This window comes from Halomonas sp. KM072, assembly GCF_050710315.1.
GTDB lineage: Bacteria > Pseudomonadota > Gammaproteobacteria > Pseudomonadales > Halomonadaceae > Vreelandella > Vreelandella hamiltonii.
In genome coordinates, this window is sequence record NZ_CP136132.1 from 1,126,308 (window position 1) to 1,151,226 (window position 24,919).

At 62.4% G+C, this 24,919-nt stretch carries 26 protein-coding genes; 18 read left to right on the forward strand and 8 right to left on the reverse strand.

Going from position 1 to position 24,919, the window contains the following annotated elements; translation table 11 throughout:
* Window positions 1-92: 92 nt before the first annotated feature.
* Window positions 93-1,013, reverse strand: a complete 921-nt coding sequence (locus RVM26_RS05280) for a ketopantoate reductase family protein (protein ID WP_498941279.1) — start codon at window positions 1,011-1,013, stop codon at window positions 93-95.
* A gap of 113 nt (window positions 1,014-1,126) precedes the next feature.
* Here RVM26_RS05280 and RVM26_RS05285 point away from each other — a divergent pair, with 113 nt between their 5' ends.
* The 8 genes from RVM26_RS05285 (at window position 1,127) to RVM26_RS05320 (ending at window position 7,704) form a co-directional block, all read left to right on the forward strand.
* The gene (locus tag RVM26_RS05285; protein WP_498941281.1) at window positions 1,127-1,366 is read left to right on the forward strand and encodes a nucleotidyl cyclase domain-containing protein; all 240 of its coding nucleotides are present in this window, start codon (window positions 1,127-1,129) and stop codon (window positions 1,364-1,366) included.
* A gap of 161 nt (window positions 1,367-1,527) precedes the next feature.
* Window positions 1,528-2,835 (forward strand): YdgA family protein, encoded by a 1,308-nt coding sequence (locus tag RVM26_RS05290; RefSeq protein WP_498941283.1) that lies wholly within the window; start codon window positions 1,528-1,530, stop codon window positions 2,833-2,835.
* 48 nt (window positions 2,836-2,883) lie between these two features.
* The gene (locus tag RVM26_RS05295) at window positions 2,884-3,480 is read left to right on the forward strand and encodes a LemA family protein (RefSeq protein ID WP_039178383.1); all 597 of its coding nucleotides are present in this window, start codon (window positions 2,884-2,886) and stop codon (window positions 3,478-3,480) included.
* Between the two features lie 42 nt (window positions 3,481-3,522).
* Window positions 3,523-5,499, forward strand: coding sequence for a M48 family metallopeptidase (locus RVM26_RS05300; RefSeq protein ID WP_287808387.1), 1,977 nt, complete (start codon window positions 3,523-3,525; stop codon window positions 5,497-5,499).
* 6 nt (window positions 5,500-5,505) lie between these two features.
* The gene (locus RVM26_RS05305) at window positions 5,506-5,910 is read left to right on the forward strand and encodes a DUF2784 domain-containing protein (RefSeq protein ID WP_287808386.1); all 405 of its coding nucleotides are present in this window, start codon (window positions 5,506-5,508) and stop codon (window positions 5,908-5,910) included.
* 171 nt (window positions 5,911-6,081) lie between these two features.
* Entirely contained in the window at window positions 6,082-6,702 is a 621-nt protein-coding gene (locus RVM26_RS05310) for a hypothetical protein (protein WP_498941286.1), read from the forward strand.
* Window positions 6,668-7,378: a S8 family serine peptidase gene (locus RVM26_RS05315; RefSeq protein WP_287808384.1), complete on the forward strand. Its 711-nt coding sequence runs from the start codon at window positions 6,668-6,670 to the stop codon at window positions 7,376-7,378. The genes RVM26_RS05310 and RVM26_RS05315 overlap by 35 nt, the downstream gene beginning before the upstream one ends.
* An 86-nt stretch (window positions 7,379-7,464) precedes the next feature.
* The gene (locus RVM26_RS05320; RefSeq protein ID WP_498941288.1) at window positions 7,465-7,704 is read left to right on the forward strand and encodes a hypothetical protein; all 240 of its coding nucleotides are present in this window, start codon (window positions 7,465-7,467) and stop codon (window positions 7,702-7,704) included.
* 40 nt (window positions 7,705-7,744) lie between these two features.
* Here the strand turns inward: RVM26_RS05320 and RVM26_RS05325 are convergent, their stop codons facing one another.
* Window positions 7,745-9,718, reverse strand: a complete 1,974-nt coding sequence (locus tag RVM26_RS05325; RefSeq protein ID WP_287808381.1) for a DNA topoisomerase III — start codon at window positions 9,716-9,718, stop codon at window positions 7,745-7,747.
* A gap of 191 nt (window positions 9,719-9,909) precedes the next feature.
* Here RVM26_RS05325 and RVM26_RS05330 point away from each other — a divergent pair, with 191 nt between their 5' ends.
* Both RVM26_RS05330 and RVM26_RS05335 read left to right on the forward strand, forming a co-directional pair.
* Window positions 9,910-11,157 carry an ABC1 kinase family protein gene (locus tag RVM26_RS05330; protein ID WP_287808379.1) on the forward strand — a complete coding sequence of 416 codons (1,248 nt, stop codon included), beginning with the start codon at window positions 9,910-9,912 and terminating at the stop codon, window positions 11,155-11,157.
* Between the two features lie 99 nt (window positions 11,158-11,256).
* Window positions 11,257-13,077 carry an SEC-C metal-binding domain-containing protein gene (locus RVM26_RS05335; RefSeq protein ID WP_498941291.1) on the forward strand — a complete coding sequence of 607 codons (1,821 nt, stop codon included), beginning with the start codon at window positions 11,257-11,259 and terminating at the stop codon, window positions 13,075-13,077.
* On the opposite strand, the gene RVM26_RS05340 is transcribed toward RVM26_RS05335, so the two are convergent.
* The gene (locus tag RVM26_RS05340; RefSeq protein ID WP_498941292.1) at window positions 13,074-14,441 is read right to left on the reverse strand and encodes an MFS transporter; all 1,368 of its coding nucleotides are present in this window, start codon (window positions 14,439-14,441) and stop codon (window positions 13,074-13,076) included. The genes RVM26_RS05335 and RVM26_RS05340 overlap by 4 nt on opposite strands.
* A gap of 113 nt (window positions 14,442-14,554) precedes the next feature.
* Between RVM26_RS05340 and RVM26_RS05345 the strand changes: the two genes are divergently transcribed.
* The 4 genes from RVM26_RS05345 (at window position 14,555) to RVM26_RS05360 (ending at window position 17,139) form a co-directional block, all read left to right on the forward strand.
* On the forward strand, window positions 14,555-15,073 hold the full coding sequence (locus RVM26_RS05345) for an FKBP-type peptidyl-prolyl cis-trans isomerase (RefSeq protein WP_498941294.1): 519 nt from the start codon (window positions 14,555-14,557) through the stop codon (window positions 15,071-15,073).
* Between the two features lie 125 nt (window positions 15,074-15,198).
* Window positions 15,199-15,324, forward strand: a complete 126-nt coding sequence (ccoM, locus tag RVM26_RS05350) for a cytochrome c oxidase subunit CcoM (RefSeq protein WP_016913649.1) — start codon at window positions 15,199-15,201, stop codon at window positions 15,322-15,324.
* A 190-nt stretch (window positions 15,325-15,514) separates the two neighbouring features.
* Complete coding sequence (locus RVM26_RS05355) at window positions 15,515-16,024, forward strand: hypothetical protein (protein WP_498941296.1); 510 nt, start codon at window positions 15,515-15,517, stop codon at window positions 16,022-16,024.
* A 41-nt stretch (window positions 16,025-16,065) separates the two neighbouring features.
* Window positions 16,066-17,139, forward strand: a complete 1,074-nt coding sequence (locus tag RVM26_RS05360; protein WP_498941710.1) for a GGDEF domain-containing protein — start codon at window positions 16,066-16,068, stop codon at window positions 17,137-17,139.
* Here RVM26_RS05360 and RVM26_RS05365 read toward each other — a convergent pair.
* A complete protein-coding gene (locus RVM26_RS05365) occupies window positions 17,093-17,332 on the reverse strand; it encodes a globin family protein (protein WP_498941298.1) in 240 nt (79 codons plus the stop codon). The two genes, RVM26_RS05360 and RVM26_RS05365, sit on opposite strands and share 47 nt — an antisense overlap.
* A 152-nt stretch (window positions 17,333-17,484) precedes the next feature.
* Between RVM26_RS05365 and RVM26_RS05370 the strand changes: the two genes are divergently transcribed.
* Both RVM26_RS05370 and RVM26_RS05375 read left to right on the forward strand, forming a co-directional pair.
* Window positions 17,485-17,826, forward strand: a complete 342-nt coding sequence (locus RVM26_RS05370; protein ID WP_287804333.1) for a hypothetical protein — start codon at window positions 17,485-17,487, stop codon at window positions 17,824-17,826.
* A 6-nt stretch (window positions 17,827-17,832) separates the two neighbouring features.
* Window positions 17,833-19,062, forward strand: coding sequence for a PqqD family protein (locus tag RVM26_RS05375; RefSeq protein WP_287804335.1), 1,230 nt, complete (start codon window positions 17,833-17,835; stop codon window positions 19,060-19,062).
* A gap of 4 nt (window positions 19,063-19,066) precedes the next feature.
* Here RVM26_RS05375 and RVM26_RS05380 read toward each other — a convergent pair whose 3' ends face one another.
* Both RVM26_RS05380 and RVM26_RS05385 read right to left on the reverse strand, forming a co-directional pair.
* Entirely contained in the window at window positions 19,067-19,600 is a 534-nt protein-coding gene (locus RVM26_RS05380) for a transglycosylase SLT domain-containing protein (protein ID WP_287804337.1), read from the reverse strand.
* A gap of 37 nt (window positions 19,601-19,637) precedes the next feature.
* The gene (locus RVM26_RS05385) at window positions 19,638-21,368 is read right to left on the reverse strand and encodes a proline--tRNA ligase (protein WP_498941300.1); all 1,731 of its coding nucleotides are present in this window, start codon (window positions 21,366-21,368) and stop codon (window positions 19,638-19,640) included.
* Window positions 21,369-21,619: 251 nt separating this feature from the next.
* On the opposite strand from RVM26_RS05385, the gene RVM26_RS05390 reads away from it, so the two are divergent.
* Window positions 21,620-22,069 (forward strand): hypothetical protein, encoded by a 450-nt coding sequence (locus RVM26_RS05390; protein ID WP_081194035.1) that lies wholly within the window; start codon window positions 21,620-21,622, stop codon window positions 22,067-22,069.
* A gap of 57 nt (window positions 22,070-22,126) precedes the next feature.
* On the opposite strand, the gene RVM26_RS05395 is transcribed toward RVM26_RS05390, so the two are convergent.
* The gene (locus tag RVM26_RS05395) at window positions 22,127-23,353 is read right to left on the reverse strand and encodes a benzoate/H(+) symporter BenE family transporter (RefSeq protein WP_498941303.1); all 1,227 of its coding nucleotides are present in this window, start codon (window positions 23,351-23,353) and stop codon (window positions 22,127-22,129) included.
* Window positions 23,354-23,500: 147 nt separating this feature from the next.
* Here RVM26_RS05395 and RVM26_RS05400 point away from each other — a divergent pair, with 147 nt between their 5' ends.
* Complete coding sequence (locus RVM26_RS05400; RefSeq protein WP_287804344.1) at window positions 23,501-24,088, forward strand: helix-turn-helix domain-containing protein; 588 nt, start codon at window positions 23,501-23,503, stop codon at window positions 24,086-24,088.
* On the opposite strand, the gene nfo is transcribed toward RVM26_RS05400, so the two are convergent.
* Complete coding sequence (gene nfo / locus RVM26_RS05405) at window positions 24,058-24,918, reverse strand: deoxyribonuclease IV (RefSeq protein WP_498941305.1); 861 nt, start codon at window positions 24,916-24,918, stop codon at window positions 24,058-24,060. The two genes, RVM26_RS05400 and nfo, sit on opposite strands and share 31 nt — an antisense overlap.
* Window position 24,919: the final 1 nt, after the last annotated feature.

Consider the following 24,919-nt stretch of genomic DNA (forward strand, 5'->3'; position numbering starts at 1 on the left):
AATCAATCTGTTGGCCGTTAGTACAGCACTCACTTTGGGTGCGTTTGTGGGAGGGCGCTTTAGCGCGCGACGATCAAACTACCCAAACCCAATTAAAACTCCGCCTCCAGCAACGCCAGCTCCTGATCCAACCCCTTCAACACCTCACACCCCAGCCCATGCCGTTCCGCGCTCTCAATCAATGGCCCCAAAATAGCGCCGCGCTCGGTAAGCCGCTTCGCCTCCACATCCTGCAACATCGAAGCCTTGTTATTTGCGGTGTTTTCTACCACCTGCCACACCAGCGCCAGCCAAGCGGCTTTCCCTTCATCACCGTTTGGCGGTGCAATACCTTCTTTTTCTAGAATCGTCGCCACTTCCTCTACCACAGCTATCACAAGGCCTGAGTAGGCATCGCCGCGCAGCGCTCCGTTACGCACGCCATGCAGGGCTACCAACGGGTTGATTGCCGCATTCACCGCTAATTTCTGCCATAGGCGGCTGCGAATATCACCTACCGCCGTGGCGGTAAATCCGGCGTTACTCAGCAGTGCTGCCAGGGTGGTCGCTAATGCTGTGTGCTGATTGTCCAAATCCCCCACAAACGTAGGCCCGCGACCAGCGTGGACGACACTGTCATCGCCGGTTACATAAGCGCCTTGCGTGGTTGTCGCGCACAGCACCGGACCTTGCCACGTTTGGCTGATGCGCGGCTGGGCATAAAAACCGTTTTGCCATAGCACCAGGGGAGTCGAGGAGGGCAGTACGCTGGCGACACTCGCAAGCGCCGCCTCGGCACCCATCGCTTTGGTAGTGATGTGCACGAAAACTGGCGGTGCCGCCGCACCAGCCGCCAATCGTTCAGCGGTGAACGAAGGTAAGTGTTGCGCACGTGTTTCGCCTTCCGGCGTGGTCAGTATTTGCTGCCCAGGCAGTGGGCGGCGGCCAATGACGGCCACCTCAGCAAGCGGTGCCAGTGAATGTGCCAACAAGCGGCCAATGGCCCCGGGGCCAAGAATCCAGTGGGTGTTCATGGTACAAGCCGTTATCGAGGGTGTGCGTCAAGCTTATCGTGTTGAGAGTCAGTATGGTGACTGAGTGCTGACGCGTATTGCCGAGGTATGTGAGCAGTCGTTGCGGCCGGGTGATGTCATCGGTCGCTTTGCCCAATACGACTGCCAGCGATGCGCAGCAGGTAGCCGAACGCTTCAAGCAGCGGGTAGCGGAACTGGCCAGTACGGGCGACATGGCATCGCTGCGCCCGAGCGTGACTATTGGTGTAGCCACTGCCCAGGATGGCCATAGTGAATTTGACGACCTGATCCAGCGCGCCGATGAGCTGTTATACGTGGGCAAGCGAGCAGGGCGTGATCGGGTAGTTTGCTAAATGCCAATCTCTGCCTTTTACAGACAATCAAGCCTGCCTGCTCCATTTTGGTTTGCTGTTGCATCGTTTGGGGCAGGCGTTTCTTTTTGAAACGAATCTGGCATCATTGATAATTATTCTTATGTTGATGTTGGCAACATATTCTATCGAGAGGGCTAGGCATGGCGTTGAGTACAAAGGGATGGGTCGCGACGGCAGCAGGCGTAGTGGTGGTTGGCGCTGGTGGGTATGTCGCAGCTCAGGCGATGGTGGGCAATCAGGTGGAGCAGGCGCTGGTCGATAGCTTCGCTGAGCTGGATCGGTCGGTCTCCTACGAGGTGCATGATGTGCAGATCGACAAGGGCCTCTTCGATACCCGAGCCACGGCCACGATCGCCATGCGCGGGTTCGAAGACGCCACGGCGGACGTCAACCTGTTCGTCAAGCACGGGGCGCTGAGCGCCGATATTACCGGCGATATCGTGCCCAATCAGGCGCTGGTGCAGGGCATCATCGATATCGACCTCAAGGCAACACGTTCCGCCATCGCAGGGCAACTGAGCGCCGCCGAGCTGGATGGCGTGGCGCTGGACGTACTGATCGACCAGCTGGTGGTGGCGCTCGATCGAGGTGCCGACGGGCATTGGCACCTGGATACCCGGGCTCAGGAGATCACCTACCATGGCGACAATGAAACCGTGCGCATGGCGACGCCACGGCTGATCCTGAACACTCGTCATCACGAAGGCGAACCCGTGCTGTTGCAGAGTCTCGACATACCGCGCACGGAAATATTCGTGGAAGGCGTGCGGGTCTACCTGGAGGGTATGGAGTCGGAGAGCGAGTCACGAGGGGAGACCATCGTCCACCAGAGCGGCCATTTCCGGATTGCCGAGATGGGCGTGGACGATACGTCCTTTGGTAGCCTGGCCTTCGAGGTGAGTGCCGACAACTGGGACCTGGAGGCGCTGCAAGCCTTTCAGGAAGCCTATGCGCCGCTCATGGCCATGCACCTGGACGCCGAAGAACGCGGCGTACCGGTGGGCGCCGAGCAAGAGCGTTTGCTGATGGCCGAGGCTCTGGAAAGCAGCTACGCCATGCTGGTTGCCAGCCCCACCATGGCCATCGACCCCCTGCAGGCCCATATCGTACTGCCCGACCTGGGCATCGACTTCAAGCCTCGCTTCACCACACACATGGCCTTCGACGGTCAGGACCTCGCCAAAGGAGCGCTCTACGGAGCCTTCTGGCCGGTTGGGCAGCCGTTACCCGAGGGCCTGATGAGCGAAGAGCAGATGATGAGCCCCTTCGAGGCTCAGGAGTATCTCAGCCGTCGCCTGAGCCTGGCGTTGACCGTAACCACACCTCCCGATCTGGTATTGGGCTTTATTCCGATGCCGTTTGCCGCCATGCTGGATAGCGAGGCGGAAGAGCAGGAAGTGCTTTGGCAAGAAGGAAGCCTGATGATCAATGGTCAGCCGATCATGTAATGGGGCACACCCGCTCTCCATGAATCTGGGTCTACGGAAGGAAATATCATGATGCTGACTGTGGTTATCGTGCTGGTGGTGGTGGCTCTGATCGCCGTCTATATGGTGTCGGTGTACAACCGACTGGTGTCGCTGCGCAACCGCTTTCAAAACAGCTTTGCGCAAATCGAGGTGCAGCTGAAGCGGCGTCACGACTTGATTCCCAACCTGGTGGAAACCGCCAAGGGCTACCTCAATCATGAGCGGGAAACGCTACAGGCGGTGATCGAAGCGCGTAACACCGCCGCCGCTGGCCTGAAAGCCGCCGCGGCCAACCCCGGCAGTGCCGAGGCCATTGCGCAGCTGGGAGGTGCAGAGGGCGCGTTGACTCAGGCCATGGGGCGGCTGAACGTGGTCATGGAGGCCTACCCGGACCTGAAAGCTTCGCAGAACATGCAGCAGCTGTCGGAAGAGCTGACCAGCACCGAAAACAAGGTGGCGTTTGCCCGTCAGGCGTTCAACGACGCGGTGATGCACTACAACACCTATCGCCAGAGTTTCCCGCCGATTGCCGTGGCGGGCATGCTGGGGCATGGGCAGGATGCCACGCTGCTGACCTTCGAAGACAGCGCCCAACTGCAAACGGCGCCGAGCGTCTCGTTCTAGACGTGATGCCCAGGCCCGGGTGACCACAGGGAGGCCAATGCCATGGATTTCTTTACCGCACAAGACCACGCCAGGCGCAATACGGGGCGTTGGGTGGTGCTGTTGCTCCTCGCCATCGTCTCGTTGATCGGCGTGACCACGCTAGTGGTGGCCATTGCGCTGTACATGATGGGCGCCAGCGGCAGTCAGGCTCAGTCGGTCGAGCAGGGGGTGTTGACCATGCTCTCCTGGGAGCTGCTGGTGGCGGTGGCTGTCGGCGTGCTGGCGCTGGTGGGGTTCGGGGGGCTGTACAAGCAGCGCCAGCTGCGTCGAGGCGGCCGTGTGGTGGCGGAAGCGCTGGGCGGCCGTCTGATCAACCTCGACACGCGCGATCACGACGAGCGGCGGATCCTGAATGTAGTCGAGGAGATGGCCATTGCCTCCGGGACGCCGGTGCCTGCGGTATACGTGCTGGAAGAGGAGGGGATCAACGCCTTTGCGGCCGGTTATCAGCCTGCCGATGCGGTGGTGGGCATTACCCGAGGTGCCATTCGGCAGCTCACCCGCGATGAGCTGCAGGGGGTGGTCGCCCATGAGTTCAGCCATATTCTGCACGGCGATATGCGTCTGAACATCCGGCTGGTAAGCCTGCTGCATGGCGTGCTGCTGATTGGTCTGGCAGGCGGCATGATGTTGCGCAGCTTGCGCTTTCGAAGAGTCAGCAACAACAAGCGCGACAACTCGGCGGCGATAGTGCTGGGCCTTGGGTTGGCGCTCACGTTGATCGGCTACGCGGGCACTTTCTTTGGCGGGCTGATCAAATCGGCGGTGAGCCGTCAGCGGGAGTATCTGGCCGATGCGGCAGCCGTGCAGTACACCCGCAACCCACAGGGGATAGGCGGCGCGCTGGTGAAAGTGGGTGCCCATGCCAAGGGCTCGCACCTCTTGGCGCCCCAGGCTGCCGAATTCAGCCACCTGTTTTTCAGTCAAGGAGTGTCGTCGGGGCTAAGCCAGCTCATGGCGACGCATCCGCCGCTCAAGTCGCGCATTCAGCGCGTTCTGCCCGACTGGCACGGTCGTTTCGAAGCCTTGCAGCCAGCGCCTTCGGAGCAAGAGCCCGACACCCCTGGTGCCGAGGCAGACAAACGCCCCCAGAACCACCGGATGGGCGGGATGCCCACGTCTCCCGAGGCGCTGTTCAGTATGGCGGCCATGCAGGTGGCGCTGGGGGCCATGGGGCAGCCCGATCCACGCCACTTGCAAAAGGCCCGCGACGTGATCGATGCCTTGCCCGCCACCCTGGTAGAGGCCGCCCATGACCCCTACAGTGCCAGGGCGCTGATCTACGCCATGCTGCTGAGCAACGATGATGCCGAACGCACACAGCAGTTGGCGGCGCTGGAGGCCGTGGCGCTGCCGGATGTGTTCGCCGCGCTGCACGCCCTGAAGGAGCAGGTGGCTCGGCTCGACGTACAGCTACGCCTGCCGCTGATCGAACTTGCCCTGCCTGCGCTCACCTCGCTTTCTACACAGCAGGCCCAGCACTTCAGGCTCTGCCTGGAGCGTTTGATCCATAGCGACGGCAAGGTCAGTCTGTTCGAGTGGACGCTCTACCAGCTGCTGCTGAGCCATCTGAGCGAGCGTCACGGCGGCGCCGAAACCCTGACGCTGGAACAGACCCAGGCCGAATGTCAGCGCCTGTTGGGCGTGTTGGCTGAGGCGGGAGTGGCGCCAGGGCAGGCGGGTGACGAGGCCGTGGCTGCCGCGCTGCGGGCTGCCCAGGCCTCGCTGCCCTTTACGTTGTCTTCCCTGCAAGACGCCGATGACATGCAGGCGCTCAGCCTGGCCGTAGAGCGCTTGCGCCGCTTGAAACCGCTGCATAAAGCCCGCTTGCTGAACGCCATGACCCGCTGTGTAGAACACAGCGGCGTGATTCGCGCCGCCGAGGCAGAGCTGTTCCGCGCGGTGGCCGATATGCTCGGCTGCCCAGTGCCGCCGCTGTTGGAAGAGCCCGACAGCGATACTCACTCCATGGGGTGAACGCCCATGCCCTCATCGCTCCTGCTGTTACTGGCCGATGCCGTGCTGCTGTTGCATGTGCTGTTCGTGGCCTTCGTGGTGCTGGGGCTACTGGCTATCTACCTGGGCGGCCTGCTGGGCTGGCACTGGGTACGCCACCGCTGGTTTCGGCTTGTTCATCTAGGCGCCATTGGTTATGTGGTCGTGCAAGCGTGGCTAGGAGCCGTCTGCCCGCTCACCACCCTGGAAATGGCGCTGCGTGCCGAAGCCGGTTCAGCCACTTACGCCGGTTCCTTCATTCAACACTGGCTCCAGCGGCTGCTCTACTACACGGCACCGGAGTGGGTGTTCGTGGCGGTATATACTCTGTTCGGTAGCCTGGTGCTGGCCAGCTGGTGGGTGGTGCGGCCCGTTGCCCGCCAGCGGGGCTGAGGTTTGCAGGGGCCTGCCCTAGCCCGTAATGCGTTGCAATCGTGCTGGCGGGGAACGCGAGGTGCGTTAGGCTGAGGGGTACGTACGCCGTTTCGCCAAAGGGCCTGCCAGGGCAGGCGTCTGCTGGAGAAAGGGCGATCATGCAGAGTGCCAAGCGTAAAGAGGTGCAGGATGACCAAACGACCAAATGGACAGGGTGACGCTTCGATAGCCACCGTTTCGTGCAAGACCGAGCTGCTGCTGCTGGCGGCGTTGGAGCGGGGCGGCAGCTGCCTGGAAACAGGGCGCTACTTGATCAGCTATCGAGACGGCCAAGTGGAAGAGGGCATCAAGGCGCTGCAAGCCCTTAACTTCCGTATTGCCGACGCGCGCGATTTCAGCGAGCAAGCGGTCAGCCTGGACGAAACCGGTGACGCCGAGGCGCTGGTATTTCCAGAGCTGGCCGTAGCCCTGGTGGGGGGCGATGCCTTGCAGCACCATGGCATGGACGTACTGGACAAGCTCGCGGTGAATAGCCCCATCGAGATCATCGAGCCCGAATATTTTGCCTTTTTGGAAAACTCGGAGTACTTGCGCGGTTTTCTGCGTGCCGCGACCACCATTGCCCGTGACATGGGGGTGGAGCTGGAGATGGAAAATGCCGTCGAAAAGCCAGAACAAGAGGGCCGCACCACCACCTGGGGGGTTGGCCCGTTGCCGAGTACCCGCCAGCCAATGGAGTGGGGCAGGTATCAAGGTCGCCGTGCTGGATACCGGGATGGACCTTGGCCACCCGGAGTTTGCGGGCCGTGAATTTGTCTCGCGCAGCTTTGTCGGCGAGCCGGTGCAGGACCTCAATGGGCATGGTACACACTGTATTGGAACCGCCTGCGGCCCGACGTCTCCCTGCGGTGATACCCCCCGTTACGGGGTTGCCTTCGATGCCCAGGTACTGGTGGGTAAAGTGTTGACCAACTCGGGCAGCAGTACGGGCGCAGGCGTGTTGGCAGGTTTGAACTGGGCGATTGCCAATCGCTGTGAAGTGATCTCCATGTCACTGGGCAGCCAGAGCCCGGTACAGGCCGCCTACACCCATGCCGGTGCGGCAGCGCTACGCAACGACTGCCTGGTGATGGCAGCGGCGGGCAATTCAACCCTGCCCACCGGCGCCCCGGCGAACTCGCCCACGGTGATGTCGGTGGCTTCCCTGGACCCCAACCTGTCGGTGTCCAGCTTCTCCAATCATGGCAAGATCGAGCTGGCTGCCCCCGGGCGCGACGTGTTGTCTGCCTGGCCTCGGCCGACCTGTCACAAGGCCATCAGCGGTACCAGCATGGCGACTCCGCACGTGGCGGGGTGTGCGGCCCTTTGGGCCCAGTCGGATGCTTCATTGCGAGGCCGAAAACTGTGGGATCAGTTAATAGCCTCTGCCCGGCCTTTGCCGCTATCGCAAGAGCAGGTAGGCGCGGGGCTGGTACAAGCCCCTTAGGCGGCGTGGTGCGCTGGCGGTCTTCTCCGGCCGTCCAGCGCATGCCCATCAACACGTGTGGCATTGATTTTCGGGAGATACCTTCAATGGCAACGGTAACGCTTTGGCTGATCACGATCTCCAGCGATCAGCCCATCCATGACATCGCCACGCGTCTCAGCGCCGAAGGGCTTACCGTCCGCGAGGTGCTGGAGGAGATCGGCTGTATTACCGGCGCCGCCGATGACGCTACCGTACAGCGGCTCAAGCGCGTGCAAGGCGTGGTAGACATCGCCCCGGATACGCCGATGGATGTGGGGCCACCAGGTACGGATGAGACGTGGTGATCATGGCTTTTTGCGAGCTCATCAATCGAATGTTGCCGATTTAGTCAGTCCGCCTTGAGCGCACTCGCTTCCCCGCCGTGCTACTGCGGCTCCCCGTACTTTTCTTGCTGCCCGTCTTGCTGCCGGTACTCTTGCGCCGTGCGTAGCTCTTTTTGCTGGTTCCGCTGCGTTTGGCGGGGCCTGCGGCTTCGCCTTGGGCGGTTTGCAGGCTGTGGCGCAGTTTGCTGGCATCGCTTTGGCGCAGCAGGGTGTGCAAGTCTTCCAGCAGGGCGTGTTGGAAGGCGTTGGGGTCGTCCTGGCGTTCGGAGATCGCGCGCAGGCGCTGCTCCCAGAGAGCGGTGCGTTCGGGAGTGCTGACGGCGCTGGGCAGGGCGGCGATGAGGGCGACGCCAAGCTGTGAGGCGCGCAGGGCTTTTTGCTGGCGTACCAGGTAGCCGCGCTGCACCAGGGTTTCGATGATGCCGGCTCGGGTGGCTTCGGTGCCCAGGCCGTCGGTGTCGCGCAGGGTGCGGCGCACTTCCGGGTCGTCCACGTAGCGGCCAATGTTCATCATTGCCTTGATCAGGCTGGCGTCGGTGAAGGGTTCTGGCGGTCGGGTCTCTTTCTCTTCCACACCTGCACCGAGGGCCTGACAGGCCTCGCCTTGGGTCAGTGGTGGTAGCGGCGGGGCCTCTTCTCGGGTGGTGAACAGCGGTTTCCAGCCGGGGTCGAGAATGCTCTGTCCCCGCGCGCGGAAGGCTTCGTTCAACAGGGTGAACTCGGCTTTGACCTCGAAGGTGCGCAGCGGGCGATAGAACTGTGCCATGACGTTGCGCACGATCAGTCGAAACACATGCCCTTCGGTGGCGGAAAGCTGGCTGAAATCGGCGGGCTTGCCGGTGGGGGCCAGGGCGTGGTGCGCCCCTACCTGTTTGTCATTCCAAGCTTTTGAACGCAGGGTAAAGTCGGCTCCCTGGAGCCACCCGCGCAGGGTGTCGTCGTGCTGGCAGGCGCTGGTCAGGGTTTGTCTGGCCAGCGGCAAATGCTCCTCGGGCAGGTAGCGGCAGTCGGAGCGGGGGTAGGTAATCAGCTTGTGCTGCTCATACAACCGCTGGCAAATATCCAGCACCATCTGTGCAGAGAGGCCATGACGACGGGCGGCATCTACTTGCAGCGCAGAGAGCGAGTAGGGCAGCGGCGAGGCCTGGCGCTTCTCCTGCTGGTCTAATGTGGTGAGCGTGCCGCGTGCGCCGGGCAGTTGAGCGGCCAAGGCATCGGCGGGGGTGCGGTCAATCAAGCGCCCTTGTTCATCCAGGGGCTGGTGCTCTTTGGGTGCCCACCAGGCGCGCAGCTGGCCCTGGGCCACCTGAAGGTCCACCCACAGCGGGTAAAAGGGGTGGGGCACAAAATCACGAATGGCGTTGTCGCGCCGCACGATGAGCCCGAGTACCGGGGTTTGCACACGGCCCACGGAAAGCACGCCGTCGTGGCCTGCCTGGCGGCCGGTGAGGGTCCAGGCGCGGGTCAGGTTGATGCCGTACAGCCAGTCGGCGCGAGCGCGTGCCTGGGCCGCTTCGAACAGCGGCTGGAACTCGCTGTTCGGCCGCAGGCTGGCCAGGGCGCGGCTGACGGCGGGTCGGTTGAGGTCACTGACCAGCAGCCGCTGTACCGGGCCACGATATTTCAGGTGTTCGATCACTTCCTGTACCAGCAGTTGGCCTTCGCGGTCCGGGTCGCCCGCGTGCACCACGCTGGTGGCTTGCTTGATCAGTTTGCGAATCACCGCCAGCTGGCCACGTGCCTTGGGGCGCGGAGCCAGCTGCCACTGCCGGGGCACGATGGGCAGCCTGTCCAACCGCCACTGCTTGTCGGCCGGGTCGTAGGCCTCCGGTGGGGCTTGCTCCAGCAGGTGGCCCAGGCACCAGGTCACGATGGTATCGCCGCATACAATCGCTCCGTCCTGGCGTTGGCCGCCGGGCAGGGCATCGGCAATGGCCCGCGCCAGGCTGGGTTTCTCGGCGATAATCAAGCGCATGGGGTGTGATCCTGGAGGCAGTGAAGAACGAAAGGGCATGGTAGCAGAAGTGGCCAACGGGTTAGAGTCCTGATACATGAAAATGTATACAGGTGTCGCGGACATGCGACGATGATTTTTTGCGTATAGTTTTTGTATAAAATTAGCTGATTGAGTAAGCTGGCTCAAAAGCATCCGAAAAGGCGATCTCCATGCGCGAACGCGGCAGAACACGACGTTTACTGGGGCTGGGTGCCCGCACCGGCGGTGCCCTGCTGAAGACTCGGCTGGGCGGCCAGGCAGATTGGCAGGCACTGGGCGAAGCGCTGTTCGAGGGGCTTTCCGAGTTGAAAGGCCCGGCCATGAAGCTGGCGCAGATCATGTCGCAGTGGGACGATTTGTTGCCGCCAGAGCTGGCCAACGAGCTGGCGCGCCTGCAGCGTCAGGCAGAGCCGATGCCGTGGCCCAAAATTCGCGAGGCGTTGGTGTTGCAGTACGGCGATATCGACAAGCACTTTCAAAGCATCGAAGAACGCCCGTTCGCCAGCGCCTCCATGGGCCAGGTGCACAAGGCCGTGACCCATGACGGTGAAACCGTGGTGCTCAAGGTGCAGTACCCCGGGCTTGCCGAGGTGCTGGAAAGCGACCTGAAGCAGGTCAAGCGGATCATGGCCCTGGGCCGCTGGTTCAAGGTGCCCCAGGCACGGCTGGATGCGCTGTTCGAGGAGTTGGCGGCAGGCCTGCGTGACGAGCTGGATTATCACGCCGAGGCCCAGGCGCTGGCGCGCTATCGCGAGCGCTACCTGAGCAACCCGGCGCTGGTGATCCCCGAGCCGTTGTTCGAGCTTTCCGGGCAGCATGTGCTGGCCATGCGCTACGTGGGCGGAACGCCGCTGCGTGAGCTGGAGAGCGTCGACGATGCTACCCGCCAGCAGATAGCCGTGGCGCTGGCCGACTGGATCACCGAAGAGCTGTTCACCTACCGCGAGCTGCATGCCGACCCCCACGCAGGCAACTTTGCCTGCGACGAGCAGGGCAGGCTGGTGATTTATGATCTGGGCGCCGTGATCCCGGTGCCGGAAGCGCGCCTGAAAGCCATGATGCAGCTTCTGGATGCCACCCTGGCACAGGACCCCATGGCCATGGACGATGCGCTGATGAAGATGGGCGGACGCCAGGGGCAGGGCGCTCCGCTGGCGCTCTACAAGGAGTCGGCAGAGTGCATCACGCCGCTGTTTGCGCCCGGCCAGCAGGACTTCAGCGATGTGCGTGTACACCGCCGACTGCGTGAGCTGACGCCCAAGGTATGGGCAGCCATGGACCGGCTGCAACCGCCAGCGGATACGTTGCTGCTTTCCCGAGCCCTGAACGGCCATTACTGGAATCTGGTAAGGCTGAAGGCGCGCCTCGACATGCATGAGCGCACGCAGCCACTGTTGGCCTGGGCGCGCACGCCCTGAGGGGGCATTCTCCCTGAGCGATTGTCGCTGCGGCAGCGTGGTCAGCCATGCTAGACTACGGCGCTTTGAAAACGCGTATTGAAGACAGTGGAGACGGCAATGCTGGCGGTATGGGTCGATCAACTGCTGGGATTTGCCTCTGGGGCACTCTCGGCCATCAGGCAGCAGGAGCACTACCCGGATTTCATGACCTGGGTGCGTGCCGAAGGCGCTGCATCCTTCAACGATAACGTGGCCACTGCGCAGGCGCTGGCGCCCATTTTATGGTCGCAGACGCCGCTGGAGCGGCTGAATTTCGCCAGCGAGCCGCTGGCCACCCCCGGGCGCAACGAGCCCTGCTGGTGTGATTCGGGCCGCAAGTACAAGCAGTGCTGCTACCGGGTCAGCTTCCCTACCGACATTCCCGAGCAGATGATGTGGATGCTCTCGCTGCGCGAGTGGAAAGGCGCCACCCTCAAGGCTGCCCTGGAGAGCCAGCAGGCACCGCCCCAGGCGCTGCTGGAAGCCGGGCTGATCGCGGCAGAAAGTGGCCAGACCGGCCGCGCCATGCAGATACTGGAGTCGCTGTTCGATGGCAGCGACTGGTCGCGGCTGCCCGAACAGGCCGAGCCCGCCTTCGAAATTCTGCTCGATATCTACCAGGAGCGCGGGTTCACCCGCAAACGCGCCGACCTGCTGGACGAAGTGATGGAGCGGGGGCCGCTGTTCTTGCGCGGCGTGGCCCTCGAGCGGCTATGCCTCATGCACCTGGATAACGACGATCTCGACAGCGCTCGCGGGGCCTTTGTCAAAGCCCAGCAGGCGCTGCCCGACTCGCCGACGCTGGCCTATATCGAAGCCATGCTGCTGCTCCACGAAGGCCATGAGCAAGAGGCCAAGGAACGAGCCGATTTCTGGTATCGTCGCCTGGCACGCCAGGGCGGGCTGGATGACGAGCAGCTCGATTTTCTCGCCGCCCTGGCCGATAACCCCGGGGCCACCCTGGCCGACCAGCTATTGAGCGCCGAAGAGGACATGGCCACGCCGCTGGTGGCCCTGCAGGCGCTGCTGGCTGCGCTGCCCACTGCGCCACTGTTGGCCCTTACCCGTGACGATGAGCGGGGTCGTTTGCTGTACACCACCACCGCCCGTGAAGAGACGCTGTTTGCCGCCTGGCATGAGCAGTTCCAGGTGCTGGTGGACGAAGACGTGGCGCTGGGTTTTCGGGAAGATCCCTGGGTCAACGCCATCGACTGGATGTCCGAGCTGTGCGCCCACCCAGAGTGGCTGGATGCCCCTCAGGTCGTGCAGGATTTGACGCTGGCGCTGACCAGCCGCTTTGGCAGCCTGCCGTGGATGGCACCCAGCCTGCTGGAGCCTCTGGCGCAGCGCCTCTCGCGCTGGCTGGAGCAGGCTCGGGCCGCTGGTGAAGGCAGCCTGTGCTGGGACGATGCCGACAATGCCATGCTGCTGCGCACCGGCTTGGCGCTGGTGGTGGGCATGGAGCGGGGCGCGCGGCAGCACTCTCGTGAGCTGGCCGAAGAGCTGCTGGCCATCGACCAGGAAGATAGCCTTGGGCTGCGTGAACTGGTGTTGGACCAGTTGCTGCGCGATGACCGCAACGAGGAAGCCCTGGCGTTGACCAACGAGCCGCAAAAAGACGACGGCTCGCTGGTGCTGGGACTCTTGATGGGACGCACGCTGGCGCTTTATCGCCTGGGCCACCAAGAGGCGGCTGAAGCGGCGCTGGCTGATGTGATGGCCCACAGCCGCCATGCGCTGGAATTGATCTGCGCGGAAAACCCGCGCCCCTCCATGCCCCATCCGGATGGCCAGGTCGATCCAGGCTCCCGGGCGGAAGCCTGGCAGTACCGCACCCTGATGCGTGACCAGTGGCGCACCACGCCAGGCGCACTGGCCTGGCTGGAGCGCCACCGCTAGCGGGAAGCGATATTGGGCGTGGGCACCAGCTGCTTGTCGCGGCTGATCCAGATGGCCAGCAGGATGGCGGGCAGGCCCAGCAGGGTGGCGACCACGAAGAAAGTGGCGTAGCCCTGCGCCGTGACCACCAGGCCGCCAAAGCCGCTCAGGAATTTGCCCGGCAGCGTCATCAAGGACGAGAACAGCGCATACTGGGTGGCGGTATAGGCCCGAGAGGTCAGGCTGGAAAGAAACGCAATGAACACTGCGCTGGCCAGGCCATTGGCCAGATTGTCACCAATGATGGTGATGACCAGCATCGGCACCTGGTTACCGATCAACGCCAGCACGGCAAACAGCAGGTTGGTCAGCGTGGCCGCCGCCGCGCCCAGAATCAGCACCGGGCCAATCCCGTAGCGGGCCACCAGCAATCCCCCCAGCAACCCACCGGTAATGCTCATGGCGATGCCGAAGATGTTGGTGACGCTGGCGATGGTGCCCAGCGAAAACCCGAGGTCGATGTACAGCGGGTTGGCCATGGAGCCCATGGCCAAATCACTGATGCGAAACACGCCGATAAATACCAGAATACCGAGTGCCTTCACCCCGTAGCGGCGAAAGAAATCGGTGAATGGGCAGATAATGGCCCCAATCGCCCAGGCGGTGATGCGCCGGAATACCTTGGGTTGACCCCGGCTGGCGCGGAGGAAGGCGCGCACCCTGGGCTCATGTATCAGCTGCACGCTCAGCGACGCGCGCTGAGGCTCGGGGCGAATCAATACCGTCAGCACCCCGATACCCACCAGCCCCGCCATGCTCAGGTAGGCGGCGCTCCAGGAAAAGGCAGACGCCACGTAAAGCGCGCCAGCGCCCGCTGCGATCAGTCCCCCGCGATAGCCAATGATATAGGTCGAGGCCATGGCTGCCTGAAGGTCGTCGTTGGCCGATTCGATCCGGTAGGCATCGATGGCGATGTCCTGGGTGGCCGAGCCAAACGCCACCAGCAGCGCAAAGGCCGCGACCCAACCCAGATTACCCACGGGGTCGAGCCCGGCCAGCCCCACCAGCCCTGCGGCAATCATCCCCTGTGCCAGCAGCATCCAGCCTCTACGTTGCCCGAAGGTGCGGGTCAGCAGGGGCAGGGCCAGCCGGTCGACCACCGGTGCCCAGAAGAACTTGATGGAGTAGAGCATGCCGATCCAGGCGAAGAAGCCAATGGCGGCGACTTCCACGCCATCGCTGCGTAGCCACGCCGAGAGGGTCGAAAATACCAGCAGAAAGGGCAGGCCAGCGGAAAAACCAAGAAACAGCATGGTGAGGACCGGCGCCTTGAGATAGATGGCAAGTGCCGCCAGCCAGCTACGCTGGGGGGGAGGGGTGGGCATGGGGTGTTTCGCTCCAAAAGAAAACCAGGGCGCAAGGCCCGCTAAAAACCGGTCGGTGGTAAACTGGGCCCGACATCCTATCAAGCCGACAGCTTACCGGAGAGGAGTTTTCCATGTCGATTACCGCCCATCAGGTCGTCACCTTGCACTATGTCCTCAGCGACGTGCTCAGCGATGGCAGTACCCGCGTGCTGGACGACTCCCGCGCGCGTGAACAGCCCCTGGAGTACCTGCATGGCCACGATAATATTTTGCCTGGCCTGGAGCGTGACCTGGAAGGGCGCTCTGCTGGCGATGAGCTGCGGGTCACCTTGACCCCGGCAGACGCTTATGGCGTTCGCAACGAAGCGCTGGTGCAAGAGGTAAGCCGAGCATCGTTTGGCAGCGCGGAGCTTACGCCGGGCAGCCGTTTTCAAACCGAAGGCGAGGCCGGTCCGCAGATCGTCACCGTACTGAGCATCGAAGGCGATACCGTCACGGTGGATACCAATCACCCGCTGGCCGGGCACACGCTGCGCTACCACGTGACGCTGCTGGACGTGCGCGAGGCGACCCGCGCCGAATTGGCCAAAGGCCATCCGCTGCCGCCGGGTACCGAACACAGCAAGGTCGAAGACCGCAAAGTGCTCTAAAACTGACCTATATCAAGTTCGCGACGCCCCAGGGAGGAGTGGTTTTCAAAGGTTGACCCAGGTCAGTGTTCCCCCGCTCGAAACCCGTACGATGGCTTCATACATCACGGCGGGAGGGGAACATCATGTACTGGGACGATGCAGTCATTTTCGGCTTGGTAACTGTCGCATTGGTGATCGCGTTTATGGTGGGCTGGGTTGGCTTCGTGGTGCGTGATCATCTACGCAAGGATGAACGCAAGAAGCCTTGATCCAGCAGGCTGTAGCAGTCGTCAGGGGAGGGGGTTTACATGCAAGTGTAAACTTCCTTTTGCCGGCCCACTGGGTCGGCTTTTTTTATGCCTGTGGTAAATCAGTTGACAGCCGTTGAAGTGTTTTGGCCTGATGCTCTGGTAAAGTGTGACCACTTGAACGCCTACCCTTACCAGGAACCGAACGGCCATGAACGCTGCGCTGCCACGTACTGCTGTAACGCCCCGCACTTCTTTGAAACCTCTCTGCAACATGGTACTGGGGCTGCTCCTTGCGCTATGTCTCCCGACCTTGGCCCAGGCGCAGGCGTTGAACCTGATCGATGGGGAAACCACCCAGAAAATCGCCATCAGTGATCTGCGTGAGCAGCCCAATACCACGTTTACCGTCTACGACCCTTATCAAGGGCGCGACGTGGAAATGCAGGGAATTCCGTTTCGTGAGTTTCTGGTGGAACACTTCGGGGCGGTACCCCCGCAACTGCACTTCACTGCCTGGGATGATTACGAAGTGACCCTGGGGGGCTGGGACAACCCGGTCTGGTATATGGTCACCGTGGAAGATGGTGAGCCACTGACGTTGCGCTCGCGGGGCCCTGTGCGTCTGGTGGAGCGTGAATACTCTGGCCGTGATACCGAAAACCTGCGTGAATTCAACGACTGGATCTGGATGATTCGCAGCATCGAGGCGCAGTGGTGAGTGCAACGTCACCAGGAGAGCCAAAGCGTCGCCCCCGCTACATGACGTGGCTCTCCTTGAGCTTGATGAGCTTCATGGGCCTGATGGTATTGATCGTCTATGAGTCTCGTTGGGTCTACCCGGAAATCCAGGCCTACTTCAGTCAAACCGGCAGCCTGACCGGGCAGCAGCTGGCGACTCGGGCGAGAGGCTACGTGCAGAGCGCCCAAGAGTCGCTGCTGGTGGCGACGTCTCCGCTGGACATCAGCGAGGCCAACCATGCGCTGGATCTCGCCTATGGGCTTTTCGATGTCAGTGTATACCGTCAGAACTACTCCTGTACCCTGCCCAGCTTGGCACTGGTCGACGAGATGACCGAACGCCTGGAACAACAGCAGATCGAACCCATCGATGCGGCTCATGCGCTGTTCATCGTCGTGGACTGTTTGACGCGCATTGAAATGCACCAGCTGGATCTGCGCGGTAGCGTCATCAATGACTTTTCCGAAAGCACCCGACGCCACAACCAGGTATTGACCTACTCCAGTCTGCTGATCTTCGTGCTGGGCCTGGTGTTTTGGGCGATGCATGAGCGGCAGCTGCGTCAGACGGAACACGCCACTGCCGAAAAGCTGGACTGGATGGCCCGCGCCATGCGCGACCCGCTCACGGGGGTCGGAAATCGCAGTGCACTGCATCAGGACGTGGTGAGTCGCGAGGGTGAGTCGCTGGGACTGATCCTGATCGACATCGATTTTTTCAAGCAGTACAACGATGCGCTGGGGCATCCTCAGGGCGACCGACTGTTGCGCCAACTGGCAAGCATGATCGAGCAGGCGCTGGGGCTGACGGCCCAGCTTTATCGATTGGGAGGCGATGAGTTTGCGGCGTTGCTACCGTGCCCTTCCAATAGCGTACTGGCACAGCAGTGCGAAGCGCTTCAGGCGGCGCTCGATGCGGCCGAGTACCCGCATCCCGCTCACCCGGATAAAAAGCGCGTGACGCTTAGCGTTGGCGCCACGCGTTTCATTGCCATGGCAACGGCCTTTGCCGGTGCCTACGAAGCGGCGGATAAAGCCCTGTACCAGGTCAAGACCGCCGGACGTGATGGCTGGCAGATGACTGCAGGCGCATGACGTCGGCATACATGGGGGCCAGGCGGCCCAGCATGTCGTTACGTGCGGCTAGCGGTATCCCTTCCTCCATCATGGCCTCGTTCAAACACTCTACTACTCGGTTGAAGTGAGCATCGGTGATGCCCATGGTCTGGTGAGCACGGTCCATGGGCGGGCCTTCGAGGCTCGAATGATCGCTTGGATTGGTGTCCACCAATGCTGGGCAAGATCAACCCTGAAAGGTAAAAAAGAGTAAACAATGGGGAAGTCGGTATGGGTATCTGGTGTCGGTGGGTCGCCTTGGCTAGAGTAATTTGAGAAACAGTGTTCGTTAACTTGAAGATCATCTTGACGAGGAGAACCACCATGTCCCATGAAACCGAAGAGGTGTTGCAGAAGCGCCGCTCGCGCCGCCAGGTACTGGCCAGCCTTGGGCTGGGTGCCGCAGCGCTTTATGTCGCCCCTACGTTCCTGTCGATGGGACAGGCAGAAGCGCGTGGTCGCCGCTCACGTCACAGCTACTCGCGGCCCAGCTACTCGCGGCCCAGCTATTCACGCCCTCGGCACAAGCATCATGCCCATCGTGATGAGCGTTACTACCGTCCCTATGATCGTCGCCGGGCTGGCTATTCACGCCCGCATCGATCCCGCTGGGAGCGTGATGGCGTCATCGAAATCCGCCTTAGTCGCGTGCTGCCCAGGTGGTAACCGGTCATGGCCATCCCTAATGAGCACGACTACCATCTGACCAGTATTGGCCCCTGCCTGCGCCTGGTAGAGGCGGAGGAGCTCTTGCCCGTGTTGCAGCAGGCGATGCCAGGCTGGCCCATCGAACGCTGCTCGGCGTTGCCGGAAATCCCCGAAATCTGCGTTTGGCAGCACCCCGACGGCTACTGGCAGGAAGCTCCCGCGCTGCCCCAAGGTGTCTTGTTGGACACTGATGTCGGCACTGCCTGTAGCGTCGTCGCCGATTTGGCCGGGGCGTTCCTGCATCGCCACCCTGAGCTGGTGGGCTTGCACTGTGGCTCGGTGGAGCTCAACGGGCAGCTGGTGATTTTTCCCGATGCCCACCGTGCTGGAAAAAGTACCTTGACCTCGGCATTTGCTGCCGCAGGCTGCCGTGTATTCGGGGATGATGTGCTGGCGCTCACTCCTGACGGTGAAGGCATCGCGCTTGGCGTGGCGCCGCGTTTGCGGTTACCGGTCCCGGAGGCCTTGTCGGTAGATTTTCAGCACTTCGTGGCCTGCCATCTTGGTCCTTTCGACGACCGTTACGGTTATCTGAACTTGTCGAGTTCCCAACTGGCAGCCCATGGCGACCGCTCCCCGCTGGGGGCCGTGCTGCTCATCGACCGAGACTCCACGTTGACGGCCCCCCAACTGACACGCCTGCAGCCCGGCGATGGCCTGTGGCAGTTGTTGCAACAGAACTTTGCCGAGCACGAGTCGGATCAGGCGCTGATGGATCGCTTCCTGCCGCTACTGCAGCGGCTACCGTGCTTTCTGCTGCGATACTCGGATGCTTATGAGGCAGCCCTGTGGCTGGCACAGTGCTGGGAGGGTCAGCCGTTCTCTGCAGATCGGCAGCAGGGGCAATCGGTGGCAAGTGCTGAACGGGCGGAGGTACCGGCGCTGCCCTTGGACGACGCCCGCTACTGGCACACCAGCCCGGCGGCCTTCGAGTGGTCGCTGGGCGATGAGCTGTTCGTGATTGGTCAGAACGGGGGTGATATTCATCGAATGAACGCGACCAGCCGCGCAGTATGGGCTCTATTGCAGCATGAGCCGATGAACCTGCAGGAATTGAGTGAGACGCTCGTGGCGTTCTTCGAAGGGGCGTCGCTGCTGCAGGTAACGCGTGACGTGGCACAGTTGCTGGCCAATCTGGCTAAGGCGGGCTTGCTGCACAGCGTTGAAGCAGAGGTTGACAGGGTGACTGAGTGACCGGCTAACGCCAATGGTCGCGCCAGGCCTTCAATACCCGCTCGGGGTACCAGGTTTGCCCGAGGCTGCCGTTGTAGCGAGCCAGAGCGCGGGTGAAGTCACCCCGCTCAACGGCAAGGTAGTGAGCCAGAATGGTGCTGCCGTAGCGCAGATTTCGGTTGGGTTCGGTCAGGTCGTCCATGGGCAGGCCCAGCTCGGCGACCCAGAAGGGCATGATCTGCATCAGCCCAACGGCCCCCGCCGAAGAAACGGCATCTGCCTTGAAGGCGCTCTCTACCTGAATCAGCGCCAGCACGAGGTCGGGGGGCAGGCCGGCCAGATGGGCCTCCTGATACACCCGCGTCAGCAAGGCCATCCGCATGTCTGGGTCATTCATGAAACGCGACAGTGGCGCATCCTGACGGGTGCGCCACTGTTGAAGTTTCCACTGGTGATAGGGCGTTTGCAGCGCGGCTGCATCGAGGGTCGAACGCAGCGGGGGCTCCGCTGCGTTTACCGTGAGGGCGCTGCTGAGTCCCAGCACTGCGAGCCCCAGCATCAGGGCTCGCACCAGGCCGTACCGCATGAGGGGCCGATCAGCCCTGTGCCAGGCCCGCTTTGTCACGCAGGAACTCGACGATCGTGTCGGCGGGTACCATGGTGGCGTCGCTGTCGCGGCGGCCCCTGTACTCCAGCTCGCCGTTGTCCAGACCACGGTCGCCGATCACCAGGCGGTGCGGCACGCCCATCAGTTCCAGGTCGGCGAACTTGACGCCGGGACGAGTGTCGCGGTCATCCAGCAGCACGTCCAGACCTGCCGCCGTGAGTGCCTGGTAGAGGCGCTCAGACTCTTCACGCACCCGCTGAGACTTGTGGGCGTTCATGGGCACCAGCGCTACCTGGAAAGGCGCGATGGCGTTGGGCCAGATGATGCCTGCATCGTCGTGGTTCTGCTCGATGGCAGCGGCGACCACACGGGTCACGCCAATGCCGTAGCAGCCCATGAACGGGTGGCTGGTCTTGCCGCTGTCGCCCAGTACGCTGGCATTCATGGCCTGGGAGTACTTCTGGCCCAGCTGGAACACATGACCCACTTCGATACCGCGTTTGATCAGCAGGGTGCCCTGACCATCCGGCGAGGGGTCGCCCTCTACCACGCTGCGCAGGTCGGCGACCTGGGGCAGGGGGGCGTCGCGCTCCCAGTTGATACCGAAGTAGTGCTTGCCATCGACGTTGGCGCCCGCGCCGAAGTCGCTCATCAGCGCCACGCTGCGGTCGATGATGATCGGCATGTCAAGGCCCACGGGGCCCAGGGAGCCCGGGCCGGCTCCTACCGCTGCACGAATCTCTTCTTCGCTGGCCATGGTCAGGGGTGCCTTGACCTGCGGCAGGTTCTCCGCCTTGACCTCGTTCAGCGCGTGATCGCCACGCACCAGCAAAGCAATCAGGCCACCTTCTGCGGCGTGGACCATCAGCGTCTTGAGGGTCTTTTCGATAGGCAGGTTGAACTGTTCGACCAGGGCGGCAATGGTCTTGGCATCGGGGGTGTCGACCAGACGCATCTCTTCGCTGGGCGCGCTGCGCTCTACCTGACTGCCCAACGGGGCGGGCAGGGCTTCGGCTTTTTCGATGTTGGCGGCGTAGTCGGAGGCGTTGGAGAAGACGATGTCGTCTTCGCCGGAGTCGGCCAGCACATGGAACTCATGAGAACCGGTGCCACCGATGGAGCCGTTATCGGCAATGACCGGGCGGAAGTCGAGCCCCAGACGCGTGAAGATGCGCGTGTAGGCATCGTACATGGCCTGGTAGGTCTCTTTCATCGACGCTTCATCGAGATGGAAAGAGTAGGCATCCTTCATGATGAACTCACGCGAGCGCATCACGCCGAAACGGGGGCGAATTTCATCGCGGAACTTGGTCTGAATCTGGTAGAAGTTCACCGGCAGCTGCTTGTAGCTGGAAATTTCCCGGCGCACCAGGTCAGTGATGACCTCTTCATGGGTGGGGCCCACGCAGTAGTCGCGGTCGTGGCGGTCCGTCAGGCGCAGCAGCTCGGGGCCGTACTGCTCCCAGCGGCCCGACTCCTGCCACAGGTCGGCGGGCTGTACGGCGGGCATCAGTACTTCCTGGGCTCCGGCGCGGTTCATCTCTTCACGCACGATGGCTTCGACCTTGCGCAGCGTGCGCAGGCCCAGCGGCAGCCAGGTATACAGGCCCGAGGTCAGACGGCGAATCATACCGGCGCGCAGCATTAACTGGTGGCTGATGACTTCAGCGTCGGCCGGGGTTTCTTTCAAGGTGGCGATCAATAGTTGGCTGGCGCGCATGGGCGTGAGCATTCCTTGGGTTGTCGATGGTGCTGAGTATGAGAAGCGCGTTGCGCTTAATCCAGCGTTGAAAGCGGCATTGTACGGCCAAGCGGGGAAGGCGGCAAAATCCTGTGTAGACGTCAGGGCGTGTGCTTAGCACGAAATATGCTAAACTCGACCCGTTTTGTAACGCGATAGCCTGCGCCTATAACAAGCGTGTCACTTCATACGATGGCTATCGTTACATTGAAAATTCCGAGGGAACCTCCATGCAGCAAGCAGTGCGCCGTTGGTTGACGGGGGCAGTCGTTGGTGTCTCCATTGTGGCATTGAGTGGGTGCGGTACGCTTTTCTATCCGGAACGCAAAGGCCAGCTGAGCGGTGATGTCGACCCCGTGGTCGCCATTGCCAATAGCGTTGGCCTGCTGTTCTTCATCGTGCCGGGCGTGATCGCCTATGCCGTGGACTTCTCCAACGGCACTATCTACCTGCCCAGCGAGAACAGTGCGTCCGTGGATATTCATCATCTCGACGATGCCATGGACGTGGCCTCGCTGGAGAAGTTGCTGTCCGACAAGGCCGGTCAGCCGGTAACGCTGGAGAACGAGCTGCTGGTCATCGAAGAGATGAGCAGTCTGGATGAAGCGCTGGCCATGGTGCGCATGTCCGGCGTGCTCGATGAAGAGCGCCTGGCCAACATGGAGCCAGCGGTGATGTAACCACCGTACACCGCTGGCCGATAGACGCCCTGCCATCCACGATGGCGGGGCGTTTTTTTAGCGATCCTTCTGGTGCGTGCGGGCGCTGAATGTGCTGATCTTGAGTACCACAAGCCCCGCCATCAGGCCCCAGAAAGCCCCGCCCAATCCCAGTAGCGTCACGCCGGAACCGGTGAGCAGGAAGGTCACGATGGCGGCATCGCGCTGTTCGCTCTTCTCGAAAGCGCCCGCGAGGCCCGTGCCCAGCGTGCTCAGCAGGGCAATGCCCGCCAGTGCCATCACCAGAACGCTAGGCAAGGCGCTGAACACCCCGGTCACGGTGGCTCCGAAGATGCCCATGGCAATATAGAAGACCCCGGCAGCCACCCCGGCGGTGTAGCGCCGCCTAGGGTTGGGATGGGCGTCTGGGCCCAGGCATACCGCCGCACTGATGGCCGCCATGTTGAGCGCATAGCCGCCAAACGGCGCCAGCAGCAGGGTGGCTCCACCGGTCCAGGTGATCAGCGGTGAGCTGTTGGGGCGATAGCCTGCGGCCCGCAAGACGGCGACGGCGGGCAGGTTCTGGGTCGCCATGGTGATGACGAACAGCGGAATGCCGATGCTGATCAGCGTCATCGGGTTGAATACCGGGGCGGTAAAGACCGGCAGCGTAGGCGCCAACGGGATCGGTTGGGTCGAGATCTGGCCTTGCCACAGGGCCAGCCCCACGCCCACCAGCAGGACTCCCGGCACCGCCAGTGAGGGCCAGCAGTGCCGCCCCGCGACCCAGGAGGCCAGCATGGCTAGCGGCAGCAGCCACTGGCTTTCCATGACGTTGAACAGCTCCAGCCCGAAACGCAGCAGAATGCCCGCCAGCAGGGCAGAGGCGATGGCGCCGGGAATATGACGCATCAAACGCTCGAACAGCCCGGTGACACCGCACAGCGTGATCAACAGCGCCGAAAACAGAAACGCGCCGATGGCCTCTTCGATGGGAATTCCCGGCAGGCTGGTGGCCAGGAAGGCGGCTCCCGGCGTCGACCAGGCGGTCAGCAGCGGCATGCGGTAACGCAGCGAAAGCCCCAGCGAGGTGATGCCCATGCCGATGCCCAGCGCCCATAGCCAGGAGCTGATCTGGGCCGTGGAGGCGCCCGCAGCGGCGGCGGCCTGAAAAATGATCGCGGCGGAGCTGGTATAGCCGATGATGACGGCGACGAAACCGGCAAGCAGCGTAGACAGGCTCATGTCCCGCCATAGATGAGGCGAGGCAGATGATGAAGAGGGCAGCGTCGTTGGCGTGTCCATGGGTGGCTCCCACGTGGTTATGTTGGTCGTGCGCTATAGCGCACGGATGGCCACGCTAACATTGTGCGTTATGACGCACAACCATTTTCTGGCATGATAGCCATTCGACCAACCCCGCTATCTGAACCCGACCGTCAGGAGAGTCGCATGGCTTTAACGCCGCATACCATTGCCGAGCATATTTCAGGAACGGTGAAGCAGCTGCGCAAGGAGCGGGGCTGGAGCCTCGATCGCGCGGCCAGTGAAACCGGGGTCAGCAAGGCGATGCTGGGGCAGATCGAACGTGGGGAGTCGAGCCCCACGGTGGCCACCTTATGGAAGATCGCCAGCGGGTTTCGGGTGTCGTTTTCTACCCTGTTCGACAGTGACAAGCCTGCGCTGGGCGAGCTGCATCGGGATGGGTGGGAGTCGGTGTGGGGGGATGACAGCACGGGCATGCAGGCACGCCTGCTGTTTCCCTACGACCCCCTGCTGGGGTTCGAGATGTTCCTGATCGAGTTGGGCCCAGGGGCCATGAGCGAATCCACCGCCCATGCCAGCGGCGTGGTGGAGCACATCGTGGTGGTGGAAGGCGAGATGGAGCTGCGCATCGACGAGCGCTGGCAAACCCTGGGTGTTGGCGAGGGGCTGCGCTTTTTCGCGGACCGGCCCCACGCCATGCGCAACAACGGTACGTCGCGGCTACGTTTTCACGATGTGATTCACTACCTGCCGGGGGCGGCCTCGGGGGCTTGAGCGCGTAGCCAATTCAGCTCTTCGGCCCAGATCTCGGGCTCGATGGTTTCGAGAATCATGGGAATACCATCGATGCGCGCATCCTGCATGATCGTGGTGAAGGCCGCCAGGCCAATGTTGCCTTGCCCCAGGCTGTGGTGCCGATCCACACGGCTGGCGAAGTCGCTTTTGGCATCGTTGAGATGCATGCCGCGCAGATACTCGAACCCCACCACGCTGCCCAGCTCGTCCAGCGTGGCGCGGGTCGCCTCGGCGCTGCGCAGGTCGTAGCCTGCGGCAAAGGCGTGGCAGGTGTCGATGCAAACGCCGACCCGGCGCTTGTCGTCCACCTGCTCGATGATGCTGGCCAGATGTTCGAAGCGCCAGCCCAGATTGGTGCCCTGGCCTGCGGTGTTTTCGATGACCGCGGTCACGCCCTGGGTGGCATCCAGAGCCAGATTGATGGATTCGGCGATGCGCGACAGGCAGTCGGCTTCGCTGATCTTGTTCAAATGGCTGCCGGGGTGAAAGTTCAGCAGCGTCAGCCCCAGCTGCTCGCAGCGCTGCATCTCATCGATGAAGGCTGCCCGCGACTTGTCGAGGCCTGCTGCATCTGGGTGCCCCAGGTTGATCAGGTAGCTGTCGTGGGGCAGGATCTGCGCTGGCGCGAAGCCATGGACGCGGCACGCCTGCTTGAAGGCTGAGATGGCCTCGTCAGTGAGCGGTTTGCCCTGCCACTGACGCTGATTTTTGGTAAACAGGGCAAACGCCGTCGCCCCGATCTCCACCGCGCGCTGCACGGCCTGATCAGCGCCACCGGCCGCGCTGACATGGGCACCAAGATACTTCATT